14 protein-coding genes are annotated in these 14,698 nt (G+C 40.0%); 7 read left to right on the top strand and 7 right to left on the bottom strand.

Annotation, left to right across the window (positions count from 1 at the left end; translation table 11 throughout):
* The first annotated feature begins 61 nt into the window (after positions 1–61).
* Entirely contained in the window at positions 62–1,030 is a 969-nt protein-coding gene (locus tag ACQ4KW_RS21015; protein WP_430884396.1) for a DUF4003 family protein, read from the top strand.
* 66 nt (positions 1,031–1,096) lie between these two features.
* On the opposite strand, the gene ACQ4KW_RS21010 is transcribed toward ACQ4KW_RS21015, so the two are convergent.
* Entirely contained in the window at positions 1,097–2,041 is a 945-nt protein-coding gene (locus ACQ4KW_RS21010; RefSeq protein ID WP_430884395.1) for a TDT family transporter, read from the bottom strand.
* A gap of 10 nt (positions 2,042–2,051) precedes the next feature.
* Positions 2,052–2,516 (bottom strand): C-GCAxxG-C-C family (seleno)protein, encoded by a 465-nt coding sequence (locus ACQ4KW_RS21005; RefSeq protein WP_430884394.1) that lies wholly within the window; start codon positions 2,514–2,516, stop codon positions 2,052–2,054.
* Positions 2,517–2,902: 386 nt separating this feature from the next.
* On the opposite strand from ACQ4KW_RS21005, the gene ACQ4KW_RS21000 reads away from it, so the two are divergent.
* Positions 2,903–4,318, top strand: coding sequence for a PLP-dependent aminotransferase family protein (locus ACQ4KW_RS21000; protein ID WP_430884393.1), 1,416 nt, complete (start codon positions 2,903–2,905; stop codon positions 4,316–4,318).
* A 2-nt stretch (positions 4,319–4,320) separates the two neighbouring features.
* Here ACQ4KW_RS21000 and ACQ4KW_RS20995 read toward each other — a convergent pair whose 3' ends face one another.
* A complete protein-coding gene (locus tag ACQ4KW_RS20995) occupies positions 4,321–5,472 on the bottom strand; it encodes a GGDEF domain-containing protein (RefSeq protein ID WP_430884392.1) in 1,152 nt (383 codons plus the stop codon).
* 217 nt (positions 5,473–5,689) lie between these two features.
* Here ACQ4KW_RS20995 and ACQ4KW_RS20990 point away from each other — a divergent pair, with 217 nt between their 5' ends.
* Positions 5,690–6,391 (top strand): hypothetical protein, encoded by a 702-nt coding sequence (locus ACQ4KW_RS20990; RefSeq protein ID WP_430884391.1) that lies wholly within the window; start codon positions 5,690–5,692, stop codon positions 6,389–6,391.
* A 288-nt stretch (positions 6,392–6,679) separates the two neighbouring features.
* On the opposite strand, the gene ACQ4KW_RS20985 is transcribed toward ACQ4KW_RS20990, so the two are convergent.
* From ACQ4KW_RS20985 to ACQ4KW_RS20975, 3 genes are all read right to left on the bottom strand, one after another.
* Positions 6,680–7,039, bottom strand: a complete 360-nt coding sequence (locus ACQ4KW_RS20985; RefSeq protein ID WP_430884390.1) for a hypothetical protein — start codon at positions 7,037–7,039, stop codon at positions 6,680–6,682.
* Positions 7,040–7,202: 163 nt separating this feature from the next.
* The gene (locus ACQ4KW_RS20980; RefSeq protein WP_430884389.1) at positions 7,203–8,315 is read right to left on the bottom strand and encodes a hypothetical protein; all 1,113 of its coding nucleotides are present in this window, start codon (positions 8,313–8,315) and stop codon (positions 7,203–7,205) included.
* A 139-nt stretch (positions 8,316–8,454) separates the two neighbouring features.
* Entirely contained in the window at positions 8,455–9,417 is a 963-nt protein-coding gene (locus tag ACQ4KW_RS20975) for a DUF5692 family protein (RefSeq protein ID WP_430884388.1), read from the bottom strand.
* 400 nt (positions 9,418–9,817) lie between these two features.
* Between ACQ4KW_RS20975 and ACQ4KW_RS20970 the strand changes: the two genes are divergently transcribed.
* Both ACQ4KW_RS20970 and ACQ4KW_RS20965 read left to right on the top strand, forming a co-directional pair.
* On the top strand, positions 9,818–10,357 hold the full coding sequence (locus ACQ4KW_RS20970; protein ID WP_430884387.1) for a sigma-70 family RNA polymerase sigma factor: 540 nt from the start codon (positions 9,818–9,820) through the stop codon (positions 10,355–10,357).
* Positions 10,344–11,300, top strand: a complete 957-nt coding sequence (locus ACQ4KW_RS20965; RefSeq protein WP_430884386.1) for a DUF4179 domain-containing protein — start codon at positions 10,344–10,346, stop codon at positions 11,298–11,300. Before ACQ4KW_RS20970 ends, ACQ4KW_RS20965 begins: the two co-directional genes overlap by 14 nt.
* Positions 11,301–11,310: 10 nt before the next feature.
* Here ACQ4KW_RS20965 and corA read toward each other — a convergent pair whose 3' ends face one another.
* Positions 11,311–12,375 carry a magnesium/cobalt transporter CorA gene (gene corA / locus ACQ4KW_RS20960; protein WP_430884385.1) on the bottom strand — a complete coding sequence of 355 codons (1,065 nt, stop codon included), beginning with the start codon at positions 12,373–12,375 and terminating at the stop codon, positions 11,311–11,313.
* Between the two features lie 419 nt (positions 12,376–12,794).
* Here corA and ACQ4KW_RS20955 point away from each other — a divergent pair, with 419 nt between their 5' ends.
* Both ACQ4KW_RS20955 and ACQ4KW_RS20950 read left to right on the top strand, forming a co-directional pair.
* Entirely contained in the window at positions 12,795–13,703 is a 909-nt protein-coding gene (locus ACQ4KW_RS20955) for an ATP-grasp domain-containing protein (protein ID WP_430884384.1), read from the top strand.
* Positions 13,700–14,236 carry a GNAT family N-acetyltransferase gene (locus ACQ4KW_RS20950; RefSeq protein ID WP_430884383.1) on the top strand — a complete coding sequence of 179 codons (537 nt, stop codon included), beginning with the start codon at positions 13,700–13,702 and terminating at the stop codon, positions 14,234–14,236. Before ACQ4KW_RS20955 ends, ACQ4KW_RS20950 begins: the two co-directional genes overlap by 4 nt.
* Positions 14,237–14,698: the final 462 nt, after the last annotated feature.

Genomic DNA, 14,698 nt, shown 5'->3' with positions numbered 1-14,698 from the left:
TGACGATTCATACAGAAGTTTTTAGAGAATAGGTGTGTTAAGTAACAAGGAGGTCCTCAGAATGTATGAAGCAAATTCACGAGAAGTGATCCATTTGCTAGAAGAATATTCCGTATTGAAAGAGTCCTTTCGATGGGAAAATAACCTGTCAAAGTGGTTGATTGCTTTGACCCATACCATGCAAGACCAACATGTTGACACAGAAAAAATAGCAGGTGTTCGAGACCATATAAAAAAAGAAACAGGCATGTTTTCACCCTTTAGAGGAAATGTCCTATTCTTATTGTCAGGTCTTCTCAGCGCAAGTGAATCAAATCCTAATCTTGCTGTGAACGAGATGATTGAACTATATCCTATGATGAAATCAGCTGGTCTAAAGCAGTCCACATATATACCAACAGCCTTGTATACGCTGGTGAATATGTATGAGAAGGATGTGTATGAACAGAGAATTGAAAGAGCGGGTGCAATCTATAAGGAAATGCGGAGCAATCATCCCTTTTTAACCGGAGGTGATGACTACGCCCTTGCAATACTTCTTGCTGATGAAAAAAGTCGACTTGACCAAATCGAAGGCTATTATAATGCCCTTAAATCGGGCCCATTCACTGCATCGAATGGTCTTCAAATGATGTCGCATATTCTTTCTTTTTCGGATAAGAGTCCGGAGGAAGTGGCCAGCAAGTGTGAAGACATTATGCTAAAGCTTAAGGAGAACAAGTTGAAAGTTAGTGCAACTTACTATCCTGCAATAGCCCTAATTGCTCTACTTGATGATGACAAGGCCGCGGGTGAAGCGGTAGAAATAGCAAAAGAACTTAGACAGAGTAAGCATGCCAAGTGGCTTGAAAAAGGTATGAATGTCATGCTGGCATCAGCTCTGGTTTCAAGCCGTTACATCAACTCTAAAAAAAGTGGTGTTGTAACAGCCACTGTTCAGGTGTCTGTACAAGTTATTATTGCTGCACAACAAGCGGCAATGATCGCTGCGATTTCGGCATCTACTGCCGCTGCTGCAGCGAATTCATAAGGTTGATAGCCCGCCCATAAAATAAAGCCCCGAGACTCTGTTTAAGCGTCTAGGGGCTTTTATGTTTTAGGATATTTTTATACTTTCTGTAACCTTGTCGGCATTTGATAAAAACTGCATATAGCGAACAAAAACATAGAGGACAACAATCAGTGTCATAATTTCTTGAAAGACCACAAATCTTTGTAAGAAGCCTGTATTGAAATTTGTCTGCATAATGATAGGTAAGGCTTTCTTCATGGCGATTGCACTAATAGCAAAAGGAAAGGTGAAGGCTGAGTAACTTGGATAGAATTTGAGCTGGAGCATTCTAGGCAAGTAAAGCAGCACGCCCATAAACATAAGCAGTGATAAAGACAGCAGTAAAATAAAAATGTTCATACTGAAGTTTGTGGCACTTGAAAGATAGCCCGCCAAACATAGGCTGGCAGGTGCAGCGAAAATTGTAATAGTCGGTATTGCCGGCTCAGGTAGATTTGGATGTTTTATCAGACGATAAATGGTGATGGGCAACAAACACAGATAGCCAATAAAACCAAACCAGAAAATGGCCATTCCAAGACCTTTAAGACCATAGGCTGGTGCTGTAACACTGGCCACGACAATCCCAACATAGACGATAAAATAACTAGGAAAGACTTTTTTTAGCTGAAAGCCGATCAGGTATTTTCCAGTAAACCAAAGCATGAGAACCACATGCATAAGAATGGATGCGCTCCAGAGCCAAAGGGCAACCCTTGGAAAAATGGGTTTGACATAGGTGCTTAAAAGCATTGTTCCCATTGAAAAAGTTGGAGCAACACTCGCCACAACAGGATTTTCCAGACTCTGGATCACAGCGTTTTTGTGAAAGATCACCTTGAGAACAAGGAGGACAAAAATGCCAGCAGAAAGGGTTCCAAAGACTGTCCTATATGCACTGCCATATGACTGAACCATGTTGCCGGTTGCTGCCAAGGCCAGCATAAGCCCCGCAATGGGCACTGGTGTTTTCTTTATCATATTTTTCATAGGATCACCGCTATTTATCCGTATTGACAAGGTTTAGTTCACGAACAATAATTTCAGCTGTTTTTTCAGCGATTTCGCCAGTGAAGGCAACACACTGGTCTTTGTGTTCTGCTGAAGCCATATCAAATCCTTTTGTCAGCACCTTGCAGCACAGCACCTTGTGGTTTTTACGAAAGCCTTCTTGCAGTTCATAGGCAAGTTTCAGAGTGTCCTGAACCTTTGGGTCTCCACCTTGAGTTCGACCAAAGAAGTATCCCAGTGCCATGACACCGCCTGAAACAGCGCCACAAACACATTTAGACTTACCGATGCCTATTGGGAAACCAGATGCCATGGCAATCATTTCATCGGGCATGTCCAGGTCAAAGTTGTTTTTTATTGAACAGACAATGGCTTCAGAGCAGAAAAATTTTCCTTCTCTATAAAGTGCTTCTGCGTCTGATTTAATTTTGTTAATGCTAATCTCGTTTTTCATTGCTTGCGACCTCCATTGTAGTCATAGTGTTTGGTGTTTGCATGTTTATAACACTTGCTCCTAAAGACAGCTGATCAAGTCTTTTGCCTGAGTGTAATAACAGCCCAATTGTAATGGACAGCCCTCATGTCTAAAAGTGCCAGTTTTTCAAGTCGCTATGGTGCCAGTTCCTTCTAATCGAAGATTTTCGATTTGTTTATTGGCTCAAGGAACTATATTCACTGACTTTGGACGGATTCTATAGCTTGCACACAGTCTGATGGTGGAGGGTTTATAAAAAAACCTATAGAAAAATAAAACGAATCGATATTTTAAATATATGCCCTCCTCTTAGCATGATAGGATTCAACTTAAGTGAATGGGTTTTATACTGGGAGGTTGGAAACATGCTTGTCATTGATGAGAATAGAAGTGAAGCAATATACATTCAGCTGTATAGACAGCTTAGGGATAAAATGATACACGGCGACCTAAGGCCGGGGGAAAAAATGCCATCAACCAGGCGCTTGAGTCAGGACCTCAGTGTGAGTAGAAACACTGTTGATCTCGCCTATCATCAGTTGGCTTCAGAGGGCTATATTGAAAGTCGTCCGAGAAAGGGATACTTTGTAGAGACCTTGGATTTTTCTCCAATTACAAAGGTGAAAAGGACCAAGACCAGTCTAGAAATGAATATTGACCAGGAACGCGACAGGGGTAGGCCGATAGAGGGTCAGATAAAGTATGATTTTAAATACGGTATGCTTAGCCCAGAACAACTTCCTACAAAACAGTGGCAAAGACTCTCAAACAAGTGTATGAAAGAGAGTCGTAACAATATGGCCTTTTATGGCCCCATGTTTGGTGAAAGGGACCTAAGAATAGAGATTCAAAAATATTTAAAAACCTATCGAGGGGTCGAGTGCGGTGTTGATCAAATATTTATTGGTTCAGGGGTCCATTACTGTTTGAGTATGCTATGTCAGTGTTTAAGACCAGAGGTGGAAAACATCGCTATGGAGGACCCGGGGTATCATGTGACCAGGTCTGTCCTTAAGAATCATGGATTTAGGGTTTCGCCTATTGGCCTGGATCAAAATGGCATAGATGTGAAAGCATTATCGAAGACAGGTGCTCAGGCTGTATATGTCACGCCTTCCCACCAGTATCCTCTGGGGATTATAATGCCTGTTTCAAGGCGACTGGAACTCATAGACTGGGCGCATAAAAACAAGGCTCTAATCATAGAAGATGACTATAGCTGTCATTTGAGATATAATGCAAAGCCTGTTCAGTCCCTGAAGTCGATTTCCAGCAAGGATGTGGTTTATATTGGGAGCTTTTCAAAGTTTCTTTTTCCAACACTAAGGGTGGCTTACATGGTTCTTCCACAAGACAGAGTTAAGTCTTTTCAAGAACAGTTTGAGGGCTATCCGTCCTCTGTGTCATATCCAGTTCAAAAAACACTTTCGTTATTTATGAAAGAAGGCCACTGGGAAAGCTATTTGAGAAAAAATCGGAAAATACAAAAGAAAAAGCATGACCTTTTAGTCGAGGCTTTAAAAGACAGTTTTTCTGACACTATAAATATATATGGGATGAATGCTGGCCTCCATTTGATGATAGAGCTTAAAAAGCCTCTATCTGAAGCAGAGCTCATTGAAAAAGCTCAGAAGTCTGGGGTGGGTGTTTATCCGACGAAAAAGTTCTGGAATCGTCCTGATCAAAGGGCTTATAGCTCAGTTATATTGGGTTTTGGGGGCATAGAGGAAGACGACATTGTCCCCGCTGTAAAGGCTCTTTATAGTGCATGGGAGACTTAATACTAGAACTCATAGCGGTTGCGCCCCTTATCCTTAGCTAGATAGAGGGCCTTGTCCGCCTGTTTTATTAAGGACTCATATGTAGAGTTGCTTTTAAATTCTGCAACGCCAATACTTATTGAAATTGTGACGGTGTCCTTTCCAATGGTCAGTTTATGGTTAAAAATAGATTCTACCAATCTATCTGCCAGAGTGCAGGCTTCATGTAAGTCTGTTTTAGGAAGGACAACTATAAACTCTTCACCGCCCCAACGACCAATTGTATCGCAAACACGTATGTCTTTTTCCATTGTGCTTGTAACATGGATAAGAGCCTTGTCGCCAATATCGTGTCCATAATTGTCGTTAAAGCGTTTAAAATGATCTATGTCCGCCAGGAGGATGCAAAACGAATGACCGTATCTATTGAAATTATTGATTTCTTTTTCAATGGCTTCTTCGGTTCGTCTTCTGTTGAATACTTCCGTGAGAGGGTCTGTAATCGCAAGGCGTTTTAAGTCAAAGTAAAGTTTCTTGTTGATCATCATTTGAAGGGAAAAGGTGAGGAGTAAGGTGCACAATATACTAAATATCACTAGAATATTGTCCATTTTGAGAGAGTTAAAATACTGAATTTTATCGGTTTCGGTAAAAGCAAAGTAAAAGCGGAATATCGTGAGAACAGAGAAGAGTATAAATGTGTAGCCTGTGGCGGTTGTGTGTTTCCTATCATTCGGCTGTGAAGCAAAGAAAATCAAATACACGATGTGAAGAAAAATCGGCAAAATCATCCCGTTAAAAAGAAGGGCTCTGATGCGATAAAAGGGTTCAAAGTAAATACAGTATATATATATCAGCGAAAAGGCAAGGGAATAAAACAGGTAGAATCGTTTGTTGATGGAAAGCTGCAAGAACATGGCCATACCAAATAGAAAGAGCGTGGCACCTGTGAACATGAGTATATTGGCTAATCCAATTGTGAAAAATGCAGGAAAAAGACCATAGGCCGCAGCGAGAGTCATCCCTATGGACTGAAATAGAAAATCATAAAGCATGTAAGATAGACCACTGAACTTCTCCTTGTTTTGATACCATGTCAAAAAAATCATGAATGTACACACATAATTCACAAGAACATAAATGGTGACTGTGGTTGTCATATCAAGTTTGAGCATGGCAATACCTCTTTTCGTGAGGGTCTATTATTCTTATTATACTTCTTTTTTGTCACTTTAAAACATATGGGCAAATGAGAAGACTGCAAGATAAGCATGTGTAGACTATTCAAAGAATGAATTTTCATAATTCAAGCATTGAAACATTCAATTAGACAAGGCCCCTTTGTTTTAAGCATAATAAAGTGAAGTCAGTAAATACTCGAAGGGGCGTTTTATGTTGAAGGATATAGCCATTTCCACAGCGGCATTTTGTTTATGGGATATTGGTCCAAAACGAAAAATGAATATATGTAAGTCACTTGGTTTTGAAAGAATTGTCATAGCCTTTAGCACTCAAAAAATGCTTAGACAATTTTCAGCGTCACAGACACTTTGTGATGAACTGGCCAAATTTAAGCATGTTATGATACATGCCCCGTGGTGCGGAATTCACTATAAAGACAACAAGGCGACCACTGAAGTTTTTGGTCACTTGAAGAAAATAATGAAGACGGTGGATGTTGAAGCTGTCATATTTCATTTCGACTGTATTAAAGACTGGAAAACCTTTGAAAAATGCGACTTTTCCTATTATATTAAAAATCCCAACCATGCTTCTTGGCAAACCTTTGATGCAGCTAAGTGCGAACATGCCTTTGAAAGTGTTCTTGATATAAATAGAGCCATACGCTTTGAAGATTATATTGATGACTATTTGGATCATCATGGAAAGCAGGTCAAGGCCATCCACGTGAGCGGATTTGTTGATGACTTAGGTCGTATGCCTATAGCCGAAAGCGGACAAGCGTCCCTCCTTGAAAAGGTTAAGCATGTTAATGCTCCCATCGTGATTGAGGGCTTGTTTTCTCCAGGGGATTTTCAAGGCATACGAGAGGAAATTGAAGTCATCAAAAGCAAGGTCTTGGGACTGGCCTAGGGACAAGTTGTTAAGAGGGCACATAGTTGAATAAATGAGTATAAAAACAGCACTCATCAATGACAGGAGACCTGACACTGAATGAGTGCTAAGTTTATTTTTATTGTGATTTTAAATTAAAGTTTGTACGTAAGCGACTTGCAAAGAATCATTCAAGAACCCTGATCAAACCATAAATTTATATTTAAGAATCAAAAAATTATATATGGTAAAAGGAGGGCGTGAATCTGTAATTTTGCAAATACCTCACGTAACAAGTTGAAAATGAGACATTATCCAGTGATCGTCCTAAATATAGTCAGATAAACTCATTGACTTGATAGACCGATTGAGTTTTGAAAATTCATTTTCGACTGTACTTGTTTCTGGTCTTTTAGTGAGCTTTTTTAGTTCTTTTCCGTAGTCAGAATCAAGATCCACTTCATGTAGAATTTTTCTTTCATCCGACGCATCGATTTGCTCAACTCGGAAAGAATCCTCACTTTCCACAAGAACGATATTTTCTGTGAGCATGGTCTCACTTTCCGTTTCAGAAGATTTTTTTTCATCATCTTCTTTGTCCCTGTGGTTTTTTATGTACTTAGTATAAGTTTCGCTCTCAAACATTTGTCGCTGAGATGCTTGCATCATGCCTGTTGTGACTCTCATATAGGCTCCTTTCAAGTGGACTGTGCCTGGGTCTTATCCAGATGTATATAGTTCTTTGTCCAAAGCAATCAACCCATTGATGCACCCACAAAAAATATCGACAACTTCTCGTCTTTCTTTAGGGACATAAAGTGAAAAAGTTTGAGTCTTTCTCCACTTGTCCTTATTCCAGTGTTAAGAAAGAGCCCGTTTCAATGTCATGAAGAAGGTCGTTGGCAATAATAGCACGCCCCTTAATACCTTCAAGGGATTCAATCACCACGCCTGAGTTTACGCTTGGGTACTCAGTTTCAATTGGTGTTAGTCTGACATAAGCTGGTGTGGCACCACCCCCATGACGATGGGCTATAATGTCCTTCATGCCCTTCGTGGGTTCGCTATCGATTATGATAGGGGTATTGATTAAAGTGAAAGTGTGAATAGGTCGTATTTCCCCTTCAAATTCATAAGCTATAAGAGCTGAACTGCCACCAGTGCCACTTGTATATGGGCCAACAACCACAGCGAAAACCTCGTTGTTTCCATCACTATTCAGATCAACGAAATTATAGTAGTATTTTGTCTTTGCATAGTAGTCCTCTGGAATTTCAAAGGCCTCAATAATATAGTCACGTAGTGCTGGGTAGGGTTTTGTCTCTGCTAGAACAGGTGTGATTGTATCTGGAAGGGTATCTTCCAGGGCAGGGTCCACCTTTGATTGACTTGGGGCATCTGGAAGAATCAGTTGTAGATCAACAGTCCCGTAGCCCTTGTATAAGTACATAAGCTTGCCATCAAGATTCCACATGATGTTTGTATAGCCAGCTTCTGAAGGTGTGTCATTGACCTCTGTCGGTTGACCGAGTTTTTCCACCAGTTGGGCTTTCATGTCTTCAAAATTGTCTTCGCCTAGGTGCATGCTAATGCTGTTAATCACATCATCATCCCTAAATGATGTAAACAAAGATGTGTCTATGCCAAGTGCATTCACCTTGTATTCTCTTCCAATAAAGAACTCACCATTAGCAGAATAAAGGTCTTCCCCTCCCTCTAAAATCTGAGCGGACTCTTCGCTTGTCATACCAAGCATCTTTGTAGCTGTTTTTATAATGTCGTTATTCTCGACTTCTTCTGTTCCATCATTGTTTTCCATTTCTGTTTCATCAGAATCGATAACAACCGTACCGGTTTCTGTAGATGCATTTTCATCTGAAGCCTGATTGTTGTTGTTTTGCCCTGCGCAGCCTGTTCCTATAAGGGCTACAGATAGCGCCAAGGCGAGTAGCTTTTTGTTCATTGTTTTCCTCCTGGTATACCTTTAGTTTTATTCTCATCAACCATTAGACAATCATACCACTAAGAAAGTTTCATTTAGATTTAAAAATTTTAAAAAAGTTTTATTCTCTTATTATTTAAATAAGAGCGCATGGGTCTTTTTAAGCGACGGATTTGCTTTTATCAGATTTAGACCCTTTAAGAGACGGCTTGTTCTTTTCAACAATTTCCTTGTATGCATTAAGGTCTGTGAAGATTTCATCCTTAAGTGGATTGAGTTTAAACTTGAAGACTCGTCTGAATTGATAGATGAACACTGCTACATTCGATGCCAGTGCTAAGGCGCTAACGGCTATTAGCGCAGTCGTACTGTGTGATGACTTTACAGCAAATATAGATGTATCAGCAAAGTAGGGCATGGTTAGCGAGAACATGGCCCATAGGGCTAGGGTTTGTGCCCTGTGCTGCAACCAAGCCCCTTTTTTTATGAAGAAGGCAGGAATTGTACATGATAGAAGTAAAACAGCGCCTGAGTAGAAAGAATGGTCAGGAATACAGTTGTAGACATAAGCGAAATTCCATAAATCATAGGCAATGATCCAGAACCACAATTGATCCGGCCAAAGCATATCCTTGTTTTTATCCTTTCCAATGAAAATACCGTACCAGCCTGAAATGGTAACAATACTCAGTATGCCAGCAAGACCATTCATGATGTTCCAAATACCGCCCTGTATAAAAATACCATCGACGATGCCATTATAGTCATAACACTGAAAATCTCTAAAAACAGCTTCGAGAATATTAATGGAAAGTATGAGCGGTGGGAATATGAGCATCAACTTGTTTTTATCCAGGCCGGGAATATATCTCAAGGCCATGAAACCAAGAACCCCTGCTAATACAGAGTATGTTTTTACCCAAGGAAACCAATAGCCCATAGGTGTTCCAGGTCCAGATGTTTTAGGCCATAAAAAGAAGGTACAGACAAGAGGAATAATAAAGTAGGTAAGTATTGCCAAGTGCTTGCTCCGACGTGTTATTTCATTAATAAATATGAGGCCTAATAATACAGTAATGCCCATTGCTGCCGCATACCACGGCATGGATTCAAATAGAAACATAAGTGTGCCCTCCAGTACTGAGTCATTAATGATGCAAGACGCTATTTCTTCATGCGCTCTAAATATTTTCGTTCAAGCTCTATCTTATTGAGAGCAAGAAAATCTGTTTATTTACGGGTGCTTTGACGACATTTAAGTGTCTTGCAAAGTATCATATAAGAATTATTGTGCTTTTAACTTCCTTAAATTAACATAATAGTAAAGCTCATGTCATCCTGTCTCGTTCGTGATAGAGAATTCTGGACTGATCTGTGACTATGAAGATCAAATTAACGTATAGACCAACGAAAAAATGATTTTGTGAAACTATTTAAAGGGGATATATGTCTAATAAGTGAAGAGAAAAAAGTGAAATGGACTAGATCAGTACACGGTAGATGACTGCAAATGAGGTGGTAGAGTGTTTTCCATACCGTTTATAAAGAAAGAACCCAATAAAGAAGACCTTTTTGTAGAAATGTTAGAGGCCTACAAGGACCAGTTCTATAGAATAGCCTATAGTTACATGAAGAATGAGCATGATGCCCTCGATGCCATACAAGAAAGTGTGTGCAAGGCCTATGCATCCCTTGAAAAGCTAAAAGAAACCGAGCATATGAAGACGTGGTTTGTTCGCATTGTAATAAACACATCTATCAATGAGCTCAAACTCAAAAAAAGATTTCAGCCCTCAGGTGATGTGGAAAATGTTTTAGAAGATGGACAAAAGGCGCCCCCATATGAAGAACAAGTGGAGGATAAACTTGATTTAATGGACACGCTCAGTCTTTTAAGCGAAAAGGAACAGGCCATAATAATACTCCGCTTTTTTGAAGATTATAAGCTAGAAGATGTGGCAAAATCAGTGGATTTACCCCTGAACACAACAAAGACAAGCCTTTATAGGGCCCTGAAAAAAATGCGTATAAATTATGAGGAGGCGATGGATGATGACGAGTAAAACCCTAAATCATGATCTGGAAATACTAGAAAGACAGTATGCAGAAATAGAAATCCCCTTTGAAATAGATGAAGCCATAAGTCTAGGACTAGACCGTGGTGAAAAACTTCGGTTAAAAAACAAGGTCAAGCACTGGTCGGCTTATGTGGCGGCGTGTCTGCTTATTGCTATTTCTTCATTAACTGTGGCCGTGAATGTTTCGCCTAGCTTTGCCCAAGCTTTAAGTGAAGTTCCTGTTCTGGGACGTGTGGTGGAAATATTGCAGTTTGTAGATGGTCAGGCTAAGGGCGGTCAGCGAACAGATGGTACAGACATAAGTTCTATGCAGGTTTTAAAGTCTGGTGAAACAGAATCCTTTATTATTCACTTTAATCAAGGGGGAGCAGGCCAGTCTGATGCGCCGGCATATAATATTGAAGTTTTTGAAAACCCTCATGTTCTTCAGTTTGATGTGGGTGGAGCCCGGATGATTTCTGCCCAGGAATATTTCACTGCGATTAAGGACCTCTCGTCTGTTAAGGATATCTATAGATTAATGACATTAGATGATTCCCTTATTCGCTTTAACATAGTATTTGAAGAACCTGTAGAGGTACAAGTGACAGAAATTGCTGAGCCAGCAGGTTTATCCGTTTCTGTAACGCCTCTATCTTCTGAAAGACCAGAGCCAAATGTTTTATACACTGTTCGTTCTCACTCCTACGTATACTCTGAGACCTTTGGCCACCTGGAGGAAGAGTTGTTCAGGCTCGAGCTTGAGGGCAAACTGGACACATATAGAATTTTGAAAGATTCTAATGACCAGTTTGTGCTGGAGCTCGGTCAGTTTGAAAGCAAGCAGGCCGCAGAGGCATTTTTAGAGCAGTTCACTGGAACCCTGTCGTTTGAACTCATCATAGAAGAGCGAGAGGGCCGTGAACTGCCTAAGAATTTGTCTGAATAAGTAAGTATGCTTAGTACCACTTTTTGTGTTTAAAAAAGAGGAGCATGCCTGACGCTGTGATAAAGCAGACGGCTATGAAAATATAAAAAGCAAAATGAACATCGAGTCCGGGGATATGGGAAAAGTTCATACCAAAGACCCCGGCAAGGAATGACAAGGGAATGAATATAGCTGAAAATATGGTCAGTGTCATCATAATTTCGTTCATGTCATTGCTGACATTTGACATATGCATTTCGTGTAAACTCTTGGTCATTTCCTTATAGGCATGGAGTGATTCCAAAATTTGATTAATGTGTTCCAGCAAGTCTCCGTAGTAGGGGGCAAGTTCCTTTTGGTAAGGATCTGAAGCTGTGCTGGTCACCAAACTTTTAACCGCATCTTTTATAGGTGCGGTTGAATTTATGAGATAAACAAGTTCTTTTCTAAGTTTATAAAGCTCTTCTTTCCCAGACAGGTCATTGTCAAGAATCTTAAGTTCTAAGTCTTTGAAATCGGAGGAGATTCTATTGATGATTGGAAAATACTCATCTATAAGGGCATCGAGCAGGGTGTAAAAGAGGTAGTCGCTCCCTTTTTCACGAATGCGACCATGCATTTTACTAATGCGACTCCTTACTTCATCAAAAACATCCCCTGGAGTCTCCTGAAAGGTCACGATGACGTTGTCTTTATGAAGGATGGCCAAATGTTCATGAACAATCTTTTTATCTTCCTGATAGATCATTTTAAGTATTCCGAACAAGTAATGATGCTTCTTTTCTATTTTGCTCCATTGTGAAACGTGAACGATGTCTTCCAGGTCCATATGATGTATATCAAAAATCTGTCCAATGGATTTTATGGTGTCTATATCATTTAAACCAACAATGTTAAACCAGTATGTATAGGCCTTGTCGAAGGGCGGTTCAATATTTTCAATCGCCTTGTGACGAAGACTTTCCCTGTTGTAAACAAGGCATTCAATTTTCGTTTTAACCCCACTGTGTTCACCTGTATAAACGACAGTTCCTGGGGGGTCTCCCTTGTAGGTTTTTTTCCCACGGAGTATGTTAAAGGGATCGGAAATTATCATAATTACCTCCAATTCTATATGCAAACATGTTTTATTTACCCGGATTCCTCTCATTTTAACACGATGGGAGGATATGATATTCCAAGTTTATCTTGTAAAAAACCTCTAATTTTTTTGGGGTTGAAGTGGGGGGGAAAAGCCAGTAAGGGGTGTATGCATTGAAACGGTATCGGTCTCGACTGGGACTGAAAGTCTAGCTTTGAAACTCTATATAAAAGGTTTACAAGCAGTGGCTTTTGTCAATATATATGACCCTTGCAACATAAAAATAATTATATTGATTTTCGCAAGAAATCCGCATATATTCAATACCGTATCTAGAAGTGTATACAGTGGTTTTTCTGGATTTATTTTGGAATATGTAACTCTATTAAGCGTATATAACTGATTGTATGGATGATATATAAAAGGAGCGGGATATGAAGGGCTGGATTATTTACAGAGAGAATGATGCAGAGATTGTGTCAGAAAGATTTGAAGTGGACCGTATTGTGGAGAGTGCCAAGGACAGTGGAATTGAACTGACCGTCCTAAAACCAGAACAATTTGACTTGCTTGTTACAAGTCAAAACAGGCGGAGCATAACCATAGATGGCAACACAACCACCCTACCAGATTTCGTACTCCCAAGAATGGGTGCGGGAACCACATACTTTGCTCTCGCTGTAATTAGGCATCTTGAAAGGCTTGGAGTGCCTTGTATTAACTCATCTCATCCCATAGAAATTGTTAAAGATAAACTCTATACACACCAAATACTAGCTGAAAACAACTTGCCTGTGCCCAAGACCATGCTGGCAAAATTCCCGGTCAATATTGACTATGTGGAGAAAAACATTGGTTTTCCTGCTGTCATAAAAACCATATCAGGGACTCAGGGCAAGGGCGTCTTCCTAGCAAGCACGCGTAAAGAGTTTTCAAATATTATGGAGCTTATTGAAGTGACCAATGCCAAGGTTAATATAATTATTCAGGAATTCATAGCAGACAGCCATGGAAAAGACTTGAGGGTCCTTGTGGTGGGAGGCAGGCCAATTGCATGCATGAAACGTGAAGCCCAAGGTGAAATGTTTAAGGCCAATGTATCCAGTGGCGCTGTACCGACTCAGTTTGATCTCACACCTGAAATTGAGTGGCTTGCCACCGAAGCTTGTCGTGTGACAGGATTAGACATAGCGGGGGTGGATTTACTCTTTGATGAGGAACACTACAAAATTTGCGAAATCAACTCATCTCCGGGTTTTAAAGGACTGGAATCCTGCTGTGATGTGGATGTGGCTTCTGAACTCTTTAAGTATTTAAAGATTAGATTTGGGCGGTTTGAATGATGAAGCGCGACTATACCATTCATTTTATTGATAATTTCAAAGACGATCCTGACGCCATGTCCTCCAGTGGAGACCATTTTCTGGAGACCTATCTTTCCTTGGCGGAGGACATTACTGACCTAGTGGTCATGAACATTGAAGCGTCAAACGATGGAGCCTATAGCCAGGAAGCCCTGATGCGTTTAAAGGCCAATAAGACCTTGGAAGCCACACAGACCTTAATTGTGACCTCTTTTCTTGTGTGTGTTTATGACGGCACTCGTCTAATTGCTTGTGGGTTTTTAAAACGACAGGACGGGAGATGCTTCGCCAAATCCCTACATGTGCACCCTGACTATAGAGGGCAAGGCCTTGCGAATTTTATTGTTTCTGAGCGGGAGGCCTACCTGAAAAGCATCGGTGTATCAGAGGTTTTTATTGAATCCATGAAGTTTGAAAATACCATTCAGTTTCATAAGAGACATGGTTATTTCGTAGAGACACCCTACAAGCCTTTGAAGAATACGATTTTAATGAAAAAAACATTAAGGTGAAATTATTGTATACATAGGGTTGATGATACAAAAAATTAAAAAAATTTTTTATCGTATGGAATTGATGCCTTGTGTTTCAATGGGGTGAAAATTATTACACTTTGAAAAAAAGACATAAAACAATTGATAAACATTGAAAAACCATTGTTTTTAGATGTTTTTTCGACCTGGATTTAGAATGAGATTTTGTTTACAAAATGAAATAAATAATTTGATCGTTATACATATTTAATGTACAAAAAAACGTTTGCCCATGCCCTGTAATTGACTTCAGGACTTATTTTCGATATAATTATAAGGTAGGTGAAGTAATCCATTTGAGTAATATGCATGTAAGATCAGTTATGCACCTTGATGCGTTCGAGGGGTCGCAGAATTGTTTGAGCATGCAAAGTTCATATGAAAAAGTGGATGAAAAACTAGGATACGAATAGAACTGGGGTCTGTCCAGGATCTAATGGG

Source organism: Tianxiuia mixotrophica, from assembly GCF_050596425.1.
GTDB lineage: Bacteria > Bacillota > Clostridia > Peptostreptococcales > Acidaminobacteraceae.
Note: the sequence above shows the minus strand (reverse complement) of the source record. Positions and strands in the feature narration are given on the sequence as shown.